The sequence below is a fragment of the Amycolatopsis coloradensis genome (genome assembly GCF_001953865.1).
Lineage (GTDB): Bacteria > Actinomycetota > Actinomycetes > Mycobacteriales > Pseudonocardiaceae > Amycolatopsis > Amycolatopsis coloradensis.
Genome location: NZ_MQUQ01000004.1, coordinates 100,846 through 120,759 on the forward strand (window position 1 = coordinate 100,846; position 19,914 = coordinate 120,759).

Below are 19,914 nucleotides of genomic sequence, written 5' to 3' on the forward strand. Positions count from 1 at the left end.
GATGGTGGAGGGGACGTTCGAAGAGCTGTGCACGGCCTTCGACGACGCGGTGTCACGCGCGTCAGCGGGCTCGATCGACGCTCTCACCGAAGTCGTGGACCTCGGTGAGACGCTACTCAGCCGGAAAGACGACTCGGAACCCCTCGATCATGTCTACGTGCGCTATCTGCAAGGTCTGGCCTATCTGAACCGGTTCGACGTGACGCTGGAGGCGGATGACCGGAATAGCGCGATAGACGCGCTTCGAGAGGTCAAGAACGCGCTTCCGCCGGAAAGCCCCGCGGAGCCCGAAGTCGCCCTGTACCTCGGTTTGGCACTCGCCCATCGACTACTCCAGCAAAACACGACGTCGTCACCGGATTTGACCGAGGCGATCGACCCGCTCGCGACCGCCCTCGCCGCGGCTGCGGCGTTCGACCCCGACACGGTTCAAATGGCGAGACAAAGACTGGGATCGCTACTCGCGGTCCGTTTCCTCCTGGCGGGCGGCGACCAAGCCGATCACGCCCGCGCGACCGGGGAACTGAGCAAGATCATCGATGACGCCGACTCACCCCCTTTCCTCGTCGACGCGGCTCATCTGGGTCTCGCCCTGCTCGCACTTTCCGGATCGACACCCGTCGAGATGCGACGAGGTGTCACCGGGCTGACCTCGAAAGTGTTCGAAGACCTCAAGAACAACACACTCGCCCCGAGGTTCGCCGCGGCGGCCGAGGTCGCGTCACACCATCTGGGAGCGATCTCGCCGCAGGACAACCCGTTCGGCACCGGCTTTTCGATGCTCCAAGGGTTGACAAGAGTGCTGCGGAACCCGAAGGAGGTTTCCGCCGACGACATCCGCTTGATGCGGACTTTGATCGAGGAGGCACAGAAGGACGAACACCCGGAATCGTGGGAGTCGGGGCTCCTGACGAGTATGCGGGTGACCCTCGATACCCGGTTGGCAAGGCTCGGCAGTGTGTACGACGGCGAATCCGCCGAACCGATCGACACGCTGCTGGAGATACTGTCCCGGCACGGTGATCACCCGGCACAGTCGTTCACTCGGGATCTACTCGGCGCGATCGCGAGTGGACCGGAAGGCGAGTCCTTTCTCCGAAGCGACATCAACCCCACGCTCGAACGACTCGAGCGAGCCCTGCACGAACTGGACGACGACCACGCACGCTTGATCGCGCTGGCCAAACTCACCGTCCTCGCGATCAAGCAGGCCATCGGCAGCAGATCGGCCGACCCGGTGATCCGGATCAACGGGTTGCTGACGGCCAACCGTGAACGCTCCACCGCCTCACCGCGAAGTGACGGGGTCCACGCGTTGCTCATGGGCTGGACCGAAGCGATACGCAGCCGGCTCGACGGCGATCCCGATCGCTTGAGCACGGCGATCAAACTGGTTCAGGAGGCCGCCGACCGAATTCCCGTGGAAGACGAGTTGCATCACCGGCTGGCTCCGCTGATCTATGCGATGCTCCTCCAGCGATACGGCATGACCCGGAACTTGGCGGACCTCGACGCCATCACCGACTTCGACGAATCGGCAGGATCATCGAACGACGGCGAAGATCTCTCCACAGGGGCCGACGCATCTTGGATACTGAGACTGCTGAAGATCATCGCCGCTCTCGCGCGCGCCGGACGATTGTCGCCCAGCCGGATCGACGAACTCCGCGCCGAACTCGACGAGACACTGGCCCACACCCCGGCTGAAGACCTGGCTGTGGGTGGTTGGGGACATCTCCGAGGCATATTGGACATGCTCCGCGCCTCTCACGACGAAACCGGCGGGGACTTCCCCCAATCAGGACCACGTCTGGCGGCCTTCCGGGCGGCCATCCAAAGCTTCTTCGACCATGACACGGCGGACACGGCACTACTCGACTGGAACCTCGAGAGCGCGATCCTGCTGATCAACGAGGGGTTCGCGGCCCGCGATCGCAACCTGATGGACGACGGCATAGCCATGATCACGAAGGAATACGCCAAGGCGTCCGGCGACGGACATGAACGCCTCGTGATGCTCGGCCAGCTGGGCCTCGCCTTCCGGATGAGAAACCTGATCTGGCGGCGGGCTCAGGACCTCGACAACGCGATCACCCGGTTGGAGGAAGCCCGGCTCTTCGCGCTCCGTGAACCCGGGTTGCCGGACACCGCGGCGATCTTCAACCAACTTGGCGAGTGCTACTTCACCCGCGGTGACACCCATCGCCGAGACCAGACGCGCGCTGTCGCCGCCGGACTTGACGGGCTCAGGGCGCGGATGAGGGAAGTGATGATCCAAGCCGGCGTGAGCCGCGCCCTCGACGCGGCACTGCATGCCGAAGGCGAGGCGGCGGACGTCGCGCGCTGGTGCGTCGCGGCGGGCGACCACGATTCCGCCGTGCGAGCGCTGGAACTCGGCAGGGCGATGGTCCTGCACTCCGCGACCGTCGATGCCGACACCCCGGGATTGCTCCGCGCGAGCGGGCGTCCGGACCTGGCCGCGGGCTGGGAGGAGCAGGTCGGTCAAGACCCGGCGGCGGGTCTCGACGGGCCGATCGTCACAGCCAGGATGCCGAGCACGTTACGCCGAGACGTCCTGCTCGCGATCGAAGGAACCGAAACCGAACAACGCCTGATGTCTCCGCCGGCGGTCGCTCAAATCGCCGCGACGCTGAACCAGGCCGACGCGGTGGCAATGGTCTATCTGGTTCTCCATGACGAAGGTAAATCCGGCTTCGCGGTCCTTGTCTCGTCCGACGGATCCACCGCCGAAATCCCGCTCCCCCACCTCTCGGTGACCGCGGGCGGACCGATCGACGAGTTCGAGGACGCGCAACGCGACGTGCAACGCGCTCGCTCCGGTGAGGACGGCGATCAGGCGAGGAAACGCTGGACGAAAGCGGCCGAAACGCTCAGCGACTGGGCATGGCCTGCCGCGATGGGCCCTCTCCTCGATCACGTCCGCTCTCGAGGGCATCGTGGCGTGCCAAGGCTCGTCCTCGCCCCGGTAGGTCGTCTCGGCTGCGTGCCTTGGCATGCCTCGAGACGTCCGGTCACGGGCGGTCTCCGCTATGCCTGCCAAGACGCGATCGTCAGCTATGCGGCATCCGCGAGGCAGTTCGTCGACGCCTCCGGCCGTGGGCGAAGGGGCTGGGCGCGAGAACCCGCGCTGGTCGGGGTGGCGGGATCGGCGTCACTCGAGGATCACCTCATCTGGGTCGAGGCCGAAATCGCCGCTCTCGAACGGTTTTACCCAGGGGCGGGGGTCGGCTGGCCACGTCAGGCCGTCGTACGGCGACTCCTTCCGCACAAAGGAGGGCCGGGAGCTTCCCTGCTCCACCTGAGCTGTCACGCCGTGCGAACCGATCCGCCGCTGGACTCCTACCTGGTGCTCGCCGGCAACACCAAGCTGTACGTGCGCGACATCCTGCGTCAGGCGGCCCAGCGACCGGCGGACGCCGACGGCGGGCTCGTCGTCCTCGCCGCGTGCGCCAGCGACCTGACCGAGACGTCCCAGGACGAGGCACTGACCTTGGCGACCGCGTTCCTCGCGGGCGGGGCGGCCGGAGCGGTGGGCACCCGCTGGCCGGTGGCCGATCTCCCGACCGCCCTGTTCATGCTCATGTTCCACCACTACCTCAACTCGGGATACCCGGCACCGCCGACCGCGCTGCGCGCGGCCCAGCTCTGGATGCTCGACCCGGACCGGGAACTCCCGGACTGGGTCACGGGATTGTTGGCAGGCACGGAAAAACGACCCGACCTTGAAACGATGAGCCACTGGGCGGCGTTCACCTATCAGGGCCGCTGACCGACAATCCCGGGAAAGGCACCCCGAATGCCCGCGAAGACGACGTTCGGAATCGACCTCGGCACGACACACTCTTGTATCGCCTCGGTCGACAACGCGGGGAAAGCCGTGGTGATCAGAAACGTCCTCGGCGAGGAGACCACGCCTTCGGTGGTCTATTTCGAGGCGCCGGAGCAGGCGACCGTCGGAACCAGCGCGAAGAACGCCGCCGTGCTCGCCCCTCATCTGGTCGCGCAACTGACCAAACGGCTCATCGGGGAGCGGAGCATCGCGGGGCACTACCACGGAAAGGACTACTCGCCGGAAGAGATCGGCGCGCTGATCCTGCGTGAGCTCGTCCGCGCGACGAAGGAGACCACGGGCCAGGTGGTCGAGGACGTGGTGATCACCGTGCCCGCGTATTTCGGTGTGGCGCAGAAGGAAGCCACCCGGCGGGCGGGCGAGATCGCCGGGCTCCGGGTACTGGACGTCCTGCCGGAACCGGTCGCCGCGGCCCTGCACCACCAGACCCTCGACACCGGTACGGGAACCCGTCACCTGCTCGTCTGCGACCTCGGTGGCGGGACCTTCGACACGACCGTGATCCGGCTCGAAGGGGACGACGTCCGCGTGCTGTGCACCGGGGGTGACGGACGGCTGGGCGGCGCCGACTGGGACGAGCGGGTCCGCAGCCACCTTCTCGGCTGCTTCACCGAACAGCATCCGCGCTTGGACCCGACCAAGGACGAAGCCTTCCTCCAGGATCTGGCGACCACCGCCGAACAGCTGAAAAAGGATCTCAGCAAGACCGAGGCCCGCCGGACCGCGCTGCGTTTCGGCGGCGTCGTGACCCGGGTGGAGCTGACCAGGGAGAAGCTCGAAGAACTCACCTCCGATCTGCTCGACAGGGTCGTCCAGGTCGCCGAGCAGACCGTCGAAATCGCGAGGGCCAAGGGAGTCGGCCGCTTCGACGACGTCGTGCTGGTCGGCGGGATGTCCAAGATGCCCGCCGTCGCCGAACGGCTCGAACGGCGGCTGGGACTCCGTGGGCGGCACCATGAGCCCGACCTGGCCGTCGCCAAGGGGGCCGCGCTGTACGCGCTGCTGGACCAGGTCAAAAGCGGGGTGACGGCGAATCAGATCGCCGGTCAGCTCGGCATGAGCGCGGAACAGGTCGAAGCACTGGCCGCCAAACAGGTCACCACGGTGGCCTCGAAGGCGTTCGGGGTGATCGCCGTCGATCTCCGCGATCCGCTGGCCCTGACCGATCCGTTGCACGCCCGCAAGATGGTCGTACACCTGCTCCAAGCGAACACACCGTTGCCCGCGGACACCGGGCCCTACCCGTTCGCCGTCGCCGTGGACAAGCAGCGGATGGTGGAGATCGAAGTGTGGGAACAGACCAGCGAATTCGAGTCGGAAGAGCCTTCGGACAATGTCCGGATCGGCCGGGGCATTCTCCGCAACCTCCCGCCCCGCCCGGCGGGATCGCCGTTCGACGTCACGTTCCTCATGTCCGAGACCGGCAAGTTGACGGTGCACGCCGAGGAGCCGTCCTCCGGTGCCGAAGTGCGGTTCGAACTTCAGATCGGCGCCATGAACCAGGCCGCCGTGGCGGCCGCGCGGACCGATATCGCCCGGCACGTCGTGCGGGACTGAGAGGCGGGAATGGGGACATCCGAAGCGATCCGCGTACTCATCAGAGACTGGTCCGGCATCCGTGAGCGGCTGACCGACCGGACCCGTGCGCGAATTCAGGAGCGGGTCGTCGAACTCGCCGCCGAACCGATACCCGAACTCATCACCAGCAAGGCCGGGCAGCTCTGTCTCCTGATCGGCGACGAACTGCCACCGGTGCATCCGTTCCGGGTGGCGCTGACCGAGGGCGGGACCCGTTTTCTGCGGTCGGACCCCGACGCGGTATCGCTGTCCGACTGGTTCAGTACCCGCGACACCCTGCTGAACCTGATCACGACCCGGGGAACCGGGCGAGCGACGACGGAAGAGGTCCAGGAACAGGCGGAGGCCTGGCTGTTGGCCGCGGACTCCCTGTCGGAGAGCGAACTCGTCACCCGTGGCGTCGATCCCGGCGCGCCGGATCTCATCCGGCTGGAAGGTCGCGACGGGCGGGCACAGTGGCCTGCCTTCCAGTTCGGCGCACGGGCCGAACTGATCAAGGCGATCAACAGGATCCTGGACGCGGCGAACGACCCCTGGGGTGCCGCGGACTGGTGGCTTGGCCGCCACTCCCGGCTGGGTGGCGTCCCCGCGACGCTGCTCGGAGAGGTGGACGACGAAGTGTTGGTGGACGCCGCCAGTACCGAACGGGCGGAGGCCTGAGCCATGCCGGACTACGATCCGCCGGAGAACTACTCCGGTGCCCCGAACCGGTTCCTGCTGCCCGCGGGCACCATGCTCTGGCACATTCACCCGCAGAGCCGGAAACCCACCGAATTCACCCCTCATCACCGGCGGCCGCGCCTCGGGGCGGGCCGGTTCGACGGGACCGACGAGGAACCGTTCGACGCGTACAACGCCGGACTCGAGGCCGCCACCGCGGTGGCGAACGTCCTGCTGGGCGGTATTCCGGCGCCGTACACCGAATTCCGTACCGTGCGCAGAGTCTCCGTCGCCCGCCAGCAGGTGAGCGTGGTCGCCACGGCCACCGAACTGAGCCTGGTGAGTCTTTGTGACGCCATCGACCTCAGCGCGGTCGGGCAGGATCTCTGGCTGATCCACAGCGACGAGTGCCACGATCCGCGGGTCCGCCGCTGGGGCCGGTGGATCCGGGCCACCGCGGACTGGGCGGAAGGGTTCATCTGGCCACCGCGTGGCGGCCCCGAACGGAGGTCGGTGGTCCTGTTCGGGGACCGGTGCGACTCCGCCGTACTGGAGCCCGACCCGTTGTACGAGGTCAACCTGGACGACGAGTTCGGTGCCACCTGGCTGAACGGGGTGCTGGTCGAATACCGGGCGCGCATCATGCCGCCGAAAGTCAAGAAGTGAACGGCGGCGGGGCCCCGCCGGGAAGGATTCGGGCGGGGGGTGTGATCCTGCAGATCTTACCCGTGACTGGACGGAGATCTCGCGTGATCAGGCGGAGATCTCACGTGCTTGGACGGAGATCTCGCGTGATTGAGGGCGGATGACACCCGGCGGCATCCGGTTCCGGAGGGGGTGTGTGGAAATAGGGACACTCAACGTCCCTATTTCCACACACCCCAACCGACGCCACCTTTGCCTTACCCCTCAACAAGTCCTTCCGCCGTCGGACTTGCGGGAGACGGTGAGACCCTTGGCCATCGAAGCGATCCCGGCGCTGATCGAACGCACGTCTTCGATGAGCTGCTCTTCGTCCTGCTGACCAGGACACACCAAGGCCGACAGTTGTTCCGTCGCCCCATGCCCCAGACCCCGCACGACGATCCGCACACCGAGCGCGCACAACTGTCTGGCGGCCGCGACCGCGGCGGACCGATCGCCGACATCGCCGTCACCGAAAACGCAAAGCACCCGATCACCGGTCAACGGAGCGAGGTCTTCCTTCGCGATCCGCAGGGTCGGCATCAGGTCGTTGCCGCCGGTCGAAACGGCGGCGGCAAGACGGTCCGCCACCTCGGCGCGTGCGCTTCCCGGCCTGACATAGGCCTCGACATCGTGGTGCCAAAGAACAAGCCCGCAGTCGTACCCCGCGTCGAAGGCCTCGTCGAGGAACAAGATCCCGCCATCGATCGCCTGCCGCAGGGGGCTTCCGTGCATCGAACCGCTCACGTCGATGCACAACAACGCGGTACCGCGGTACTTCGCTCGCAGAACACCGAAATGCGGACCAGGCGGAGACTGGGTCAGCCCGGCGCCCTCGAATCGCTTGCGCACCCAACTACTCATGCGTCATCTCCGCACCGTGATGGCGCCGAGCGAACCCGCCAGGCGCCGGGTCGTTTCGGCGTCGACGACGCCGTCCATGTACGCCTCGAGCGCCAGCGTCGTCCCGGTACCCGGTTCTCGTGCGGTGACGCCCAGCAGGCCGTCCTCGGTCACCCGCAAGGTCACCTCGATCAGGGAACCCGCGGGCAGCGGAGGCAGCCCGGTCAATTCGCCGTCGAGGACGCGGCGGTTGTCCGCGACCTCCTCCGACGGCAGTTCACCCGCCTGCTCGTAGATCTGGATCCGCACCGCGTCCTGTCCGTCCATCACGGTGCGGAACGCCGTGGTCCGGCTCGCCGGAAGCGGGTCGTTCCGGTGCACGGTGTGGACGACCATCTGCCGTGTGCCGTCGGGATCATGGCTGTCCTCGATGAGAACGCCGAAGCTGCGCGGCACCACCGACCGTGTCGAAGACCGCTCACGCGCCGCGTCCGCCAGTTGACCGGCGCGGATCGCCGCCCCCCGGACCACGGCGTGGTCAGGATCCAGCAACCGTGGTGAGCGCCGCAGCCGTTCGCCGACGGCGGCGGCGATCGCGGGCATTCTCGTCGAACCGCCGACCAGGATCACCTCGTGCACCCGCTGTACGCCCTTGCCGGATGCGTCGGCCAGCAGCCGGGTGACCACCGACAGGGTCCGTTCGACCAGATCCGCGCCGATCCGCTCGAGGATCGCCCGGTCGAACGGCACGGCCACCCGGTCCGCGCCGAGTCGCACCGTGACCGGTCGCGAGACCCTGCCGCTCAAATCCTTCTTGGCGGTCTCGGCGAGAAGCCTCGTTTCATGCAGGAATTCCTCGTCGTCGAACGGGTCGGCGCCGGGTACCGCACTGACGAAACTCTCGACAAGGAGGTCCGCGATCCGCTCGTCCCAGTCGGCGCCGCCGAGCCTGCTGTCACCGTCCGTCGCCACCACTTCCGCACCGTCGCGCGTAATGCGCAGCACGGTGGTGTCGAAGGTCCCGCCACCGAGGTCGTAGACCAGCACGACGTCGCCTCTTCTCGCCGTGACGCCGTAGTGCAGTGCCGCCGCGACCGGCTCGCTGAGCAGTTCGAGGACGTCGATCCCGGCCAGCCGTGCCGCCTGATACGTCGCTTCCCGTTCGCGGACACCGAAATAGGCGGGCACCGTGATGACCGCGCGGACCGGCTCACCGTCCCGCCCGAACTGAGCCTGTGCGTCTTCGACCATGCTCCGCAGGATCAGCGCCGAGATCGACTCCGGGGTGTGGGCCACCCCGTGGAAGAACAACTCGAACTCGGTGCCCATCCGCCGTTTGACCAACGACACCGCGTTGTCCGGGTCCACGGTGCCGGACTCGCGCGCGGCGGTGCCGACCAAGGCGGACGACGCCGACTCGAAGTACACCACCGACGGGGTGATCAACTCGCCCACCCGGTTCGGCAGTACGGTCGGCTCCCCGTTCGCGTCCAAGGCGGCGACGGCCGAGTAGGTCGTGCCGAGATCGATACCGATGATCACACTGCCTGCCAGTTCATCTCGGTCCAGGCCGTCCGGACCCCACGCACCCAGGACAGGACGAATTCCTCGATTTCCGGGTACCAGGCGGCGACCCCGAGCCCGGCCGCCGCCAGCAGCAGGACGACGATCGCGATCAGCACGATCCGGTAGCCCAGGTAACCGGGTGGGACGGTCGTACGCGCGGTCATACCGCTTCCTCCGGCTCTCTCGCGACGGGTTCGGGACGCACCTGATCAGGCCACAACTGAAGACCCGAACCGGCGATGACCCACGCGAGCGGGCCCGCCGGTGAACGTGGGTCGCTCATCGGGATCCCGGTGAGTGACGAGACCAGGAAGTACTCGACGTCACCGAACTCTCGTTCCGCGGAAAGGACGAGGTTGTCCAGTCCCGCTCGCTCCAGCCACGAGCGGACGTTGCCGGGCTCCAGCCCGGCGGCCACCGGCAGGCCCGCGAGCAGGTCGGCTTTCACGACCGCCACCGCGAGCCTGCGTTTCGTGGTGGCGACCCCGTAGTCCAGCAACCTTTTCGCGGTCACGTGATAGACCCGCTCAGGTGCTTCCGACGCCGGAGCCGCTCGCGAAACGACCTCGGACGTGGCACCGAGCTGATCCCGCACCCAAGGAATGGAGAACGGATCGATCACGAACACCAGGCCTTGCGCGTGGTCCAGGAACTCCAGATCGGTGTTGTCGTCACGATCGGCGTAGAACTCTCCCGCCGCGTCGAACAGATGAAGCAGGGCTCGGCGCCTGCCCGCGGTGAACCGCGCGGTGACGGCACGCGGCAGCTCCCCGAACGGCGTCTTGACCGTGTCCCCACCGGCACCGATCAAGGACACCGCGGCGTCGAAGGCCTGTTCGCTGTCCTCGTCGACGAACTCCATGACGCCGCCGTTCGCGGCGACCCCGTCTCGGATGGCGAGCAGACCGGTGTACACCAGCCGGGTCTTGCCAGCCGAAACCGGGCCGAACACCGGCAACCGCACATCCGTCACGATCGCGGCGCCGCTCCGTAGTGTTTCCCCGCACCGCGGGCAACAGGGCGACGTCTTCCCGGCCATCCGCATCACCGAGGTCGGCAGCACCCAGCCGCATCCGCACCGGCGCCGGAGCCCGCCGAGCCTGCCCGGCCGGATGTCGCGCTGCGGCTTCCCGCACCCGGGGCAGGCGAAGGTGGGTAGCGGGGTCACGTAGTAGCAGGTCTGGCAACTGGCGCTCGCCTTCCGCAGCCGACGGATCAGCTGGTCGGTCGCGCGCAGCAGAGCTGTCGGCACCGCCCACGCGATCCAGAGCACGACCAACGCGAGCGTGCTCGCCAGGAGTATCACGGCCGTGGCGGCCAACGCTCCCACACTCGCGGCGGACCAGAGCGGGACGAACACCAGCGCGGCCCCGATCCGCCCCGGCCACGAATCCGCGGCTGTTTCCCGGATCCAGCTCCAGCCGCGGCCGAGCAGTTCGGCGGCCGCCCGCCATACCCGGACGAGGTCGACCCGGGCCTGCGCCGTGAAGTAGGTGGGCCACGCCCAATCCCGCTCGAACGCGGTAGCACCGCGCCGTTTCGGGAGCACACCTTCGGTCCCCACGACGTCGTCCGGTGTGATCAGCCTCGGGGCGCCGTCGCGGCCGGTGAGGGTGAGGAGGGCGGACCCCACCGCCATCAGCGCGCCGATCCCGATCATCACGGGTACGGCGAAGATCAGGCCGGGCAGCAAGAACCAGAGGAAACCGGCGACGAGGAGCCAGATGACGAAATAGAGCGCCACCAGAGCCAGGATGAAAACGATCAAGTACCCCATGCCTCACCTGTCCTTGTTGGGACGACGCAACCACCGGGCCGCCTTCTCGGACTTCGCGGACTTCTCGCCCTTGGCCGCCTTCGCGTCGCGCTGTTTCGCACGAGCGGTCTGTCCGGTCGGCTTGACCGCCTTGGCCCTGAACTGGCGCCACTCCTCCGCGACTCGCTGGTCGGTGGCGTCGAGCAACCGGGTCACCCGGGTGAGGCTTTGCTTTTCGGCTCGGTCGAGCCACTTCTGTAACGCGTCCTCGGCTCTGACAGCCGACTGCTCGGACGTGCCGGACGCTCCGACGGCCATGAAGGTGAGGGCCACCGCCGTGTCCGCGCGCCGCGGCAAGTCCGGGACATACCAATGACTGGGCAGTTCACGCAGGAGCACCGCGGGGAGCGCGCCGCCACTCTGCTCGATGAGTTTGCCCGCGTCGCCGATCGGCAACCGGTCCAGTAACACGGCGGCGATCTCGGCGGCGCGGGCGGTCAGGATCGGTTCGGTGATCTGCCGCAGTCCGGCAGGCCGTGGAGCACGGCCGCTGGACACGACCTTCAGCCAGTCCTTCAATCCTTTGTCCTGCCTGGCGAAGTCGGCGAACTGACGGCGCTCCGGAAGGTCACCATGCGCATAGGCGAGCGTGAGGACGTCCAGTTCCTCGGCCGAAGGCGGGACATGAACCAGGGCATCGAGTGCCTTCCCGACCTCGACACCGAGCCAGGCTTCCAACGGCACGGGCGCCAGCATCTTCAGCAGAGAGGTCAGCTCCGCGATCGTCGGGAGCGAGTGGGCGAAGGTCGCTCGCCACATCAAATGCCCTCGCGTCTCCGGATCCGCGGACCGGAGGCTGTGCAGCACATACTCGATCATTTTCTCGCGATAGCCGGGGTCTCCCCCCGCGATCGCCGAAGCGGTGACCTCACAGTCCAGTGCCGTGGTGAAATCGGTCGCGGTATCCGCCAGGATCTTCCACCAGACCTCCATGATGTCGTGGCGGTAGTAGGTCCCGTCGGGTTCCTCCAACCGCGCCGCGAGTTCGTCGCGCAGCAGATCGATCATCTCCGCGCCGCAGGACCAAGCGTCCGGGTCGAGGGGGATCTCCTTGTTTTCCAACCACCATCCGGTGAACCGGCGGGCTCCCTCGGCGAAGGCCCCGACGTTCGGCCTCACGTTGAATCGCGTACAGAGCGACAGCAGCTTGTCCATCCGGTCCGGGGCTACGACGTTCGCCGCGGTCTCGGCCATCCTCGCGAGCGAGCCTGCCTCCGCGCCGGCCGTCACCACACCGGTGATCTGGGTGAGTTCGGCCTGAAACAGTGCGCGTACTGCCCGGTCGGCGAGCTCACGTCCGACTCCGTGCCACTCCGTCGCTCCGGGCAGCGCCCGCAACGCGGTGATGTCCGGCCCGGCCGCCAGGACGGCTTCGACGACCGGCTGGACGACCTCTTCCGGTTGCGGAGACGGACAGTCGGCCAGCCACCGCACGAGATCGCCCGTATGACCGTCGCCTGCCGTCGTTTCCCCAAGCGCCACGATCACCGCCACCAACCGGTCCGAAGCGGACGGCCGTGCCTCGGTGACGGCGAACCGCTGGGCCAGTTCGATCGCGTCGACCACGTCATACGGGTCTTCCCGCAGGAAACGCGGCACCCAGAACCGGGCACTTTCGGTGAACTCGATGTCGGAATGGCGGCCGGTGGTGAGGTTGAAAACGGTGAAACCGTTGTCCCGCGCGGGATCGCCGAACGAACCGGCCCAGTCGTCGTGCACCGCCAGCACATCGTGCCTGCTCTGGCGTGGATTCGTCGCGAACACCCGGAACCCGAGCCGCAGTGCGCGCCGCTGCGCCATCAGCACGGTGCCGGCGGCGATCCAGCCGACCACCTCCGTGCTGTCCGCACCGACGAACAGGACGCGCCGCCCACCGGACTCGTGAACGAGGTCGAACGCGGAATGGACCGCCAGCAGCCATTCCTCGCCGTCAGGACGGCCGAGTACCCATTCACGGAGTGCGTCCATCCCCCAGGGCCCGGCCTCCGGATCCGCCGCCACCGGCTCGCATTGCGTTGTCGGCGCGGGCTTTTCCACCCACCAGGGCGCTTCCCACAGCTGCGCCGGCCGGACGAGCCCGTAGGCGTCCGGGTCGGTCGTCGCGACGGCGTGCGTGAACTGATTGCCCTCACGGACCCCGTTCGCCTCCGTCCCCAGATATCGCCCCCGAGCGGTCGCGTACACACCGTCGGCGTGAACATGGGTCAGCGAAGGCGGATAGTCCGCGACCTCCCGCTGCTCGCGCATCCAGGCGACCGGCGCCTCGTAGAGCGACGTGCGCTGGACCAGCGACATCGTGTCGTGTGACACGCCAGGTGACACCGCCTGGAACTGGAATCCGGCGCCACCGCGCAATCCCTGTCCCGGGACGCAGTCGGTGTAGTACAGCGAGTCGAACCGGCTCGGCTCCGTCTCGTTCAAGAGGTGCTCCGTTCGACGACCTTGAACAGCCCGAGAAGCCACAACAACGGCTCGTCGACCCGGAACGGCCGCACGCCGCGCGGATCGACCCGGTTGTGGTCGTAGTCCGGCTCGGCGCCGAGTGAAGAAACCGCGAAGTAGCGGTATTTCTTGTAGTGGGAACGAAGATGGGCGTCGATGTCGTCCGCGTCCAGCTCGGTCAGCAGGGCACGCAGGTGTTCGTCGGTGTCCTTGCCGTGTGCTTCGTCGTACCTCGCGCCGGGAGACGGCGCCGACAGCAGCGGATGTCCTTCGCCGAGCATCGGGAAGAAGGCGTCGAACTTCGAGAACACCACCGCGATCGGGGTGGCGATCTTCCGCCGTGCGCTCACCCCTTGGCTGCTGCGCAGCAGTTCGGTGATGCGGGTGAGGACGTTGATCGGCGGCTCCGTGTCCCGTCTGCTCGCGTCGGGCACGGCGATCCGGTCGAGTGATCCCTTGAGCTGGAACGGATCGAGAAGAACGATGAGGCCGTCCGCGGAGGTCAGGTACGCCTGGGCGTTCACGAACTCCTGGGTCGTCATGTCTTCGCCCGCCGCGTCGTAGAACGACAGGGTCGTCGTGTTGTGGACCTCGCGGCCGAAGCTGCGCCTCGGCTGACGCCACTGCAGGACCAGCGGCACCTTGATCCCGTCGGCCGCGCTGGCCGTCGACTCGAACAGCCTGCTGTCACCGAACAAGGCCTGCTCGTAATCGGCGAGCCAGTCGCTCACCGAACCGATGCCGCCTTGCTGGTCGCCCGCGAACCAGATGTCCGCGGCGAACCTGCGCCGGATGTTGTTCCGCAACTCGTGCGCGAGCACCGTGGTGTACACGGTCTTGCCCGCGTTCTTGCCGCCCACCATGCCGATCAACGGGCTGCGGCTGTCCGCGAAGTTCGACGGCAGCGGGGTCCGGCAGACCTGGCAGGCCCTGATCCCGGTCGGCGTTCCGCAATCCGGGCAGGGCGCGGTCCGTGCCACGATCGGATTCCGCGACTCGGGTGGCGGGAAGGTCGGCAAGCTGGCCGAACCGAACCCGGTGAGCCGTTGCCGGTCCTCGTCGACGACACGTTTGCAGCGATCGCGGCCCGGCGAGGCCCGGCCGGTGCACTGGAACCTCAACTTGCCGAGATCGATCCGGTGGTAGCAGTAGGGGCAGGCCACTTTGGACATCAGGACACCTTCAGCTGCTTGACGGGAGGATCGACGATGTGGACACCGGCGGTGTCGACGAAACAGCGCACCCAGTAAGGCTTCCGAAGCCGCGGCAGCGCGCTGATCAGATCGACGTCGTGATCCGGGGAGAGCGCTCGCTCGCCGCGGATGAGCTCACGACCGTCCGCCGGACGTCTCGGCATCACCGGCCCTTCCGCGGCGACGACGATCACCGTGCACCGCGGAATCTCCTGATCTGCCCGCAGCAGCACCTTCACCGTTCCCCCGCCGACGAGGGGTTTTCTGGTCATGTCGACGGTGTAGCGCACCGTCGGCGGGCTGGCGGGCACGACCAGTTCGACGTCGGCCGAGGTGCACTCGCCGCCCTCGGCCAGCACCTTGGTGCGGACCTTGACCCGGACCTCGACCGGCCCGCACGGAACCCGGCAGCCCCCGCCGCTCTGATACTGCTGCCGGGTCAGCAACCGCTTCCCCGACTCTTCACCGGCCTGCCAGCGAACCTCCGCGGTGCCGACCCGCTCCGGCCATTCCCAGGCGAGGAGGACGGCGTCGCCGAGGCGCTGATGCTGCAAGCCGGAGACGGGCAGCGCTATCCCCAGCGTCTCGTCGTGCCCGCGGATGGCGCCGCTCGGCCCGAGGGTGAACGCGACGTAATGGAAGAGGCCGGTCGGAACCTCGGCGACGAGCAGCTGCCAGCCGTCGTTCTCGTCGCGGCTGCCGACGACCTCTTCGCCGTAGTCGTCGAGATCCGCCGGCGCGACGATGTCGCCGAACCGCCATCGGCACGGCGCGACCGCCCGGCGGATCATGACTTCGGTGTCCGCTTGGGTTTTCCAAGCCAGCTTCACCCGCGGGCCCGTCCCACCCTCGGCCGCCTGGATGCTCAGCGCCCGCACCGGAAGCGGGCGGCCGTTGGCCGTCGTGCGAACCCGCACCGGAGCCGACACGGCCTCGGTGCCGTCACCGCAGCGGTAGCGGGCGACGAGGGTGTAAACCTGCTCTCTCCCCTCCTGCGCGGTCCGGTCCCGGAACTGAGTCCGCCCACTGGGGACGATGGCGACGCCGTCACCGCGAAGTACGTCCACTCCGACGGCGTCGGGGTGGACGATCCATCGGCCTTCGACCGCGCCGTCCGAGAACGACAACCGGACATCGCCGACACCGGGGAGAACCTCGGCCGCCACTCCGGCGGGCCGGGACCACGGGCTTCCTTCGGTCGAAGCGAAAACGGCGTAACCGACCGGCACTCCCGCGGGCGCCTTCCGATCGACCGCGACCGTCCGTCCGGCCTCGACCGCGATGACCACGCCGTCATCGGGGTCCGTGGGTACCCGTCCTTCCTTGCGGACGAGCCGATAGCGGGTCCTGGGGCCGTGGCTCGCGGCAGGACGCCACGAGACCCGGAGCGTCACGCCGTCCTCGCGGGCCGTGATGCCGAGAACCGGTTCCGGCGGAATACGGCGGAGTTCCGCGCGCAGGTCCTCGTCGTCACCCGCCAGCGCGATGGCCTGACGCAGCCGGTGAACCGCGTCCGCCTCGGCACCTTCACGCAAGGCGTCCCGCGCTCCGGCCACCAGTTCCCGGACCTTGTCGAGCTGCCGCTCGACCAAGGCGGTGGCCGCCGCCGCGTCCTCCGCGCCGGAGAGGGAGGAGAGCATCTGCTGGGCCGCGAGCAACCTGCCCTGCTCCAGCAGCTCGCGGATCGAACCGAGGTTTCCCGCCGGCGTCCGAGCCGATTCGTTGAGCACGCTGAACAGGGCCAAGCGCGCTTCGTCGCCATCCCAGCGCGTCCGCAGCAGCTGCTTGAGCAAGGCGCTGGGCGGCACGCCGTGCCCGTGCTGCCGCCGAACGTCGTCGACGAGGTGGAAGAGCGCCAGCTTCCGCAGGTCGCCGTCCTTGGCGGCGGTGGCGAGGATCCCGAGCGCCTGACGCGCGCCCTGGTTTCCCGCCCGCTTGTTCTCCCGCTCGACCGCCCGGTTCACCACGGCGACCGACAGGTCCACCGGGGTGTCGAGCAAGCGGAACGCCGCGGCGTCATCGTGGAGCAGCTCCACCACACCGCTCTTGCCCGCGTCGATCAGGTGATCCCGGAGATGCCGGTAAGTGGTGTCGAGCAGGCCGCTCGCCTTCGGCAGTTCGACCGGCGTACTGCGGCGCACGCCTGCCTTCGCCACCGCCTCGTCGACTTCGTCCGGCGACAGGGACGCATAGGCCGCGCGCACGGTCGCGTCGAGCTGACCCGGCGCGATCAGCCCGAGGTCGCCGAAGTGCTCCCGCAACGTCCTGGCGAGATCATCGACTTGCTCCTGGTTGGCGCCTTGCCTTGCCGCCGCATACGCCTGCCACCACTCGATCCGGGAGAACTTCGCACCGTGCTCCTGCTGGAGTTTCTCGTCGGCTTTCAGGAACGCGCGGTAGACCTTCTGCGAGAACCCGGCGCTGCTGAGCCCCTTGTTCCACCGGGACCGCACCTCACGCAGCCGCCGTTCCACCTCCTGGTCGGACATCCCGAGATCGATCGCGTACCGGGCGAGGAGATCGTCCGGCAACTCTCGTCCCGACCAGCCGCGCAGCGGTTTGACGACGGCCTGTTCGTAGGCCTTGGGATCGAACGGCGCGGCCATGTCAGCTGGAGACCGTGAGAGCCGACACGGTGCTGGTCGCTTCGCGGACCTCTTCTTCGGAGAGCACGCTCACCCTGACTTCGATACGCAGGGATTTTCCCGTGCTCGGTTCGGTGGCGTTCACCTCCAGCAAGCCTTCCTCGTCGACCTTCATCTCGATCTCGAGCGGTGAGGCCTTCGGCAATGGCGGGAGTCCGGTGATGCTCCCCTTGCCCTCGTTGAGGAATTTGTTCTCTTCCATCTCGGGACCTGGCCGTGCGCCGGACTGCTCGTAGAGCTCGATCTCGATTTCCTGCTGACCTTCGAAGACCGTGCGCGCCGAGAGAGTCCGTGGCCCTGTCGGCAACGCGTCGTTGGCGTGCACCAGATGCTCGACGTAGAACCGTTCGGGTTTGCGTTCCCAGTCCGGGTCGCCGGTGTCCAGGAGCTTGACGCCGAACGCCTTCGGGAGGACGTTCCGGGTCTGCTTGTCCGCCAAGCTGGTCAACGTCCCGGCGGCGATACCGGTGCGATTCTCGAGATCACTCACCACATCGGCGGCCCGGTCGTCCGCGTCGGCGGCCGAACTCGCCTTCTCGCGGGCCTCTTCCTGTTCCTTGTGGACGACCCGGCCGAGCGCGTAGAGAGCCGCGCCCTTCGCCACCGCGAGGTGGGGATCGTGCAGTTTCGCTTCCCAGCCGAACTCCGCGCGCAGCCGTTCGGCGACCGCGGGCATGCTGGTCGAACCGCCGACCAGGAGAACCTCATCGACCTTCGCGTCAGGAGCCTTGCCCTGCAAGGTTTCCAGCGTGCGCCGGACGATGTCGACGCTCTTGTCGAGAAGATCCTTGGTCATCTCCTCGAACTGGGCACGCGTGACGTCGATCCTGGCGCTGGCACCGGCACCGCGAAGCGCCACCGGCCTGGAGTCCACTTGCGACAGTTGCTTCTTGGTTTTCTCCGCCAGTGTGGACAGCGACTGCAGGAATTCCTCGTCGTCCTCCGGGTCGATGCCGGGAGGGACCTGTTCGGAGAACGAGGCCAGCAGGTGGTCCCGCAACCGCGCGTCCCAGTCGGCACCGCCGAGCCGGTCGTCCCCGTCCGTGCAGAGCACCTCGATCTCGTCGGACGAGACACGGATGACCGTCGTGTCGAAGGTTCCACCGCCGAGGTCGTAGACCAGGACCGTCTTGTCCCGTGCTCCGGTCGTCGCCTCGTAGTGCAGCGCGGCCGCGACCGGTTCGGGAACGATGCCGATCACGTCGAGCCCGGCGATCTTCCCGGCGTTCTTGGTGGCATCCCGTTCCAGCATGCCGAAGTAGGCCGGGACCGTGATGACGACCTTGTCCACCTCGCCGCCGCTGTACTCGGCGCCGTCCTGTGCCAGTTGCTTGAGGATCAACGCCGAGATCGACTCCGGCGTATGCGACTTGCCGTCGAAGTCGAACACCGCCTTGGTCCCCATCTCGCGTTTGACGAGCGAGACGACGCGGTCCGGCTGGGTGACCGCGGACTCCTTGGCGATCGCGCCGACGACCACGTTCGATTCGTTCTCGAAATACACCACCGAGGGGATGGTTTCGAGGTTGTCCGTGTTGCGGCACACCGTCGTCCGGCCGCTCTCGTCGACGTAGGCGATCGCCGAGTAGGTGGTTCCGAGGTCGATGCCGAAGACCCGGAGGCTCCCGTCAGACATCCATGCTTCCTTCCAGTTCGTTCTCGTTCGCCTTCTCGGCTCCGTCGGCCTGATCCTCCGAGGGCTCCCAGCGCCGCACGAGCACCTTCGCCGCGGTGGACACCCGGTCGTTCGCCAGATCGCGATAACCGTCCGCGATGACTTCGGCGACGGTCCCGTCCTCGTCCGCGCTCGACGCGGTCACGACCCGGACGGCGCGATGTTCACGCGGCGAGAATCTCGCCCCGGTTTCCGGTCTGAATGGTTCGCTACCGCATCGTTCCAAGGCCAGTTCCGTGGTCAACGCGAAGGATTCCAGCAACTGAACCACTTGGTCCCTGCTCAACTCCGCGGGCAGGGTCCGCACCTGACGCAGGAGATCGGTCCGCAAATTCTGGAGATCGGTGATCACCGGTCGCAACAGGACTCCCTGCTCCCCGACACGAAGACGTTCGACCTCGGAGTGCAGCTGGTCGATGACCCGCTCACGGGCCGCCGCACGGGCGTGATGGGCTTCGATCTCCGTTCCCAGCCGGGAAACGACGTCGACCAGCCGGGCCAGATCGGCGGATTCGCGCTCGGCATCCGGCAGGCCCTCCCCGGCATCGGCCGCCACGTCTTCGGCCCCTTCGTCCACACCCGCGTCACTCACGCCGGTCACCCTTTCTTCCTTCGCGATCGGACCTTTCAGCATTCCAAGTCGCTGACTGCCGCGACACGTTACCGCTCAGCGGAAGCCGCCTGAATTTCGCCTTACCCGAATACCGGAGCCATCGCCGTGTTGACGTATCGCCAATCGAAACGCCTCGATGACAAGTAATTATCATTCCCTCGACCAGGCTTTTGTGGTAACAGCCTACCGCCGCCAGAGCCCGCGGAAGATCGTTTCCTGTCGCCCGCCCGAGGGGAAACGGAAAACCGCGCGCGACCCGCCCCCGCGTGCGCGATGCTGAGGAGGTCCGCGGTCCTGGGGAGGGGGGCCGCGGACCTCAAACACCACC

The 19,914-nt window shown here is 67.5% G+C and carries 13 protein-coding genes and 1 pseudogene; 4 read left to right on the forward strand and 10 right to left on the reverse strand.

Annotation, left to right across the window (positions count from 1 at the left end; translation table 11 throughout):
• Position 1 precedes the first annotated feature (1 nt).
• The 4 genes from BS329_RS07565 to BS329_RS07580 are packed head-to-tail and all read left to right on the forward strand — an operon-like array spanning position 2 to position 6,775.
• Positions 2-3,790, forward strand: a complete 3,789-nt coding sequence (locus tag BS329_RS07565; RefSeq protein ID WP_076157194.1) for a CHAT domain-containing protein — start codon at positions 2-4, stop codon at positions 3,788-3,790.
• Positions 3,791-3,817: 27 nt separating this feature from the next.
• Positions 3,818-5,428: an Hsp70 family protein gene (locus BS329_RS07570; RefSeq protein WP_076157197.1), complete on the forward strand. Its 1,611-nt coding sequence runs from the start codon at positions 3,818-3,820 to the stop codon at positions 5,426-5,428.
• A gap of 9 nt (positions 5,429-5,437) precedes the next feature.
• Positions 5,438-6,109, forward strand: coding sequence for a hypothetical protein (locus BS329_RS07575; protein WP_076157200.1), 672 nt, complete (start codon positions 5,438-5,440; stop codon positions 6,107-6,109).
• Between the two features lie 3 nt (positions 6,110-6,112).
• On the forward strand, positions 6,113-6,775 hold the full coding sequence (locus BS329_RS07580) for an RES family NAD+ phosphorylase (RefSeq protein WP_076157203.1): 663 nt from the start codon (positions 6,113-6,115) through the stop codon (positions 6,773-6,775).
• A 243-nt stretch (positions 6,776-7,018) separates the two neighbouring features.
• Here BS329_RS07580 and BS329_RS07585 read toward each other — a convergent pair whose 3' ends face one another.
• The 10 genes and pseudogenes from BS329_RS07585 to grpE all read right to left on the reverse strand — a co-directional run bounded on the left by BS329_RS07585 (position 7,019) and on the right by grpE (position 19,574).
• Positions 7,019-7,657 (reverse strand): vWA domain-containing protein, encoded by a 639-nt coding sequence (locus tag BS329_RS07585; RefSeq protein ID WP_076157205.1) that lies wholly within the window; start codon positions 7,655-7,657, stop codon positions 7,019-7,021.
• 3 nt (positions 7,658-7,660) lie between these two features.
• Complete coding sequence (locus BS329_RS07590) at positions 7,661-9,178, reverse strand: Hsp70 family protein (RefSeq protein ID WP_076157207.1); 1,518 nt, start codon at positions 9,176-9,178, stop codon at positions 7,661-7,663.
• Positions 9,175-9,366: a hypothetical protein gene (locus BS329_RS07595; protein ID WP_076157209.1), complete on the reverse strand. Its 192-nt coding sequence runs from the start codon at positions 9,364-9,366 to the stop codon at positions 9,175-9,177. The genes BS329_RS07590 and BS329_RS07595 overlap by 4 nt, the downstream gene beginning before the upstream one ends.
• Positions 9,363-10,979, reverse strand: a complete 1,617-nt coding sequence (locus BS329_RS07600; protein ID WP_076157212.1) for a TRAFAC clade GTPase domain-containing protein — start codon at positions 10,977-10,979, stop codon at positions 9,363-9,365. Before BS329_RS07600 ends, BS329_RS07595 begins: the two co-directional genes overlap by 4 nt.
• A gap of 3 nt (positions 10,980-10,982) precedes the next feature.
• On the reverse strand, positions 10,983-13,439 hold the full coding sequence (locus BS329_RS07605; protein WP_076157214.1) for a GTPase-associated protein 1-related protein: 2,457 nt from the start codon (positions 13,437-13,439) through the stop codon (positions 10,983-10,985).
• Complete coding sequence (locus BS329_RS07610; protein WP_076157217.1) at positions 13,436-14,632, reverse strand: TRAFAC clade GTPase domain-containing protein; 1,197 nt, start codon at positions 14,630-14,632, stop codon at positions 13,436-13,438. The genes BS329_RS07605 and BS329_RS07610 overlap by 4 nt, the downstream gene beginning before the upstream one ends.
• The gene (locus BS329_RS07615; protein ID WP_076157220.1) at positions 14,632-17,259 is read right to left on the reverse strand and encodes a SaeA-related protein; all 2,628 of its coding nucleotides are present in this window, start codon (positions 17,257-17,259) and stop codon (positions 14,632-14,634) included. Before BS329_RS07615 ends, BS329_RS07610 begins: the two co-directional genes overlap by 1 nt.
• A 1-nt stretch (position 17,260) precedes the next feature.
• Positions 17,261-17,623 (reverse strand): Hsp70 family protein, encoded by a 363-nt coding sequence (locus tag BS329_RS45485; RefSeq protein WP_425266355.1) that lies wholly within the window; start codon positions 17,621-17,623, stop codon positions 17,261-17,263.
• 264 nt (positions 17,624-17,887) lie between these two features.
• Positions 17,888-18,934 (reverse strand): annotated as a pseudogene (locus BS329_RS45490) (Hsp70 family protein); the annotation flags it as partial.
• The gene (gene grpE, locus BS329_RS07625) at positions 18,927-19,574 is read right to left on the reverse strand and encodes a nucleotide exchange factor GrpE (protein WP_076158146.1); all 648 of its coding nucleotides are present in this window, start codon (positions 19,572-19,574) and stop codon (positions 18,927-18,929) included. The gene grpE and the pseudogene BS329_RS45490, both read right to left, overlap by 8 nt.
• Positions 19,575-19,914 lie beyond the last annotated feature (340 nt).

What these genes read in the sequence shown, in the direction of transcription:
- BS329_RS07565 (WP_076157194.1), top strand. Translation starts at nt 2, where the DNA reads ATGGTGGAGGGGACGTTCGAAGAGCTGTGCACGGCCTTCGACGACGCG.
- BS329_RS07570 (WP_076157197.1), top strand. Translation starts at nt 3,818, where the DNA reads ATGCCCGCGAAGACGACGTTCGGAATCGACCTCGGCACGACACACTCT.
- BS329_RS07575 (WP_076157200.1), top strand. Translation starts at nt 5,438, where the DNA reads ATGGGGACATCCGAAGCGATCCGCGTACTCATCAGAGACTGGTCCGGC.
- BS329_RS07580 (WP_076157203.1), top strand. Translation starts at nt 6,113, where the DNA reads ATGCCGGACTACGATCCGCCGGAGAACTACTCCGGTGCCCCGAACCGG.
- BS329_RS07585 (WP_076157205.1), bottom strand. Translation starts at nt 7,657, where the DNA reads ATGAGTAGTTGGGTGCGCAAGCGATTCGAGGGCGCCGGGCTGACCCAG.
- BS329_RS07595 (WP_076157209.1), bottom strand. Translation starts at nt 9,366, where the DNA reads ATGACCGCGCGTACGACCGTCCCACCCGGTTACCTGGGCTACCGGATC.
- BS329_RS07600 (WP_076157212.1), bottom strand. Translation starts at nt 10,979, where the DNA reads ATGGGGTACTTGATCGTTTTCATCCTGGCTCTGGTGGCGCTCTATTTC.
- BS329_RS07610 (WP_076157217.1), bottom strand. Translation starts at nt 14,632, where the DNA reads ATGTCCAAAGTGGCCTGCCCCTACTGCTACCACCGGATCGATCTCGGC.
- BS329_RS07615 (WP_076157220.1), bottom strand. Translation starts at nt 17,259, where the DNA reads ATGGCCGCGCCGTTCGATCCCAAGGCCTACGAACAGGCCGTCGTCAAA.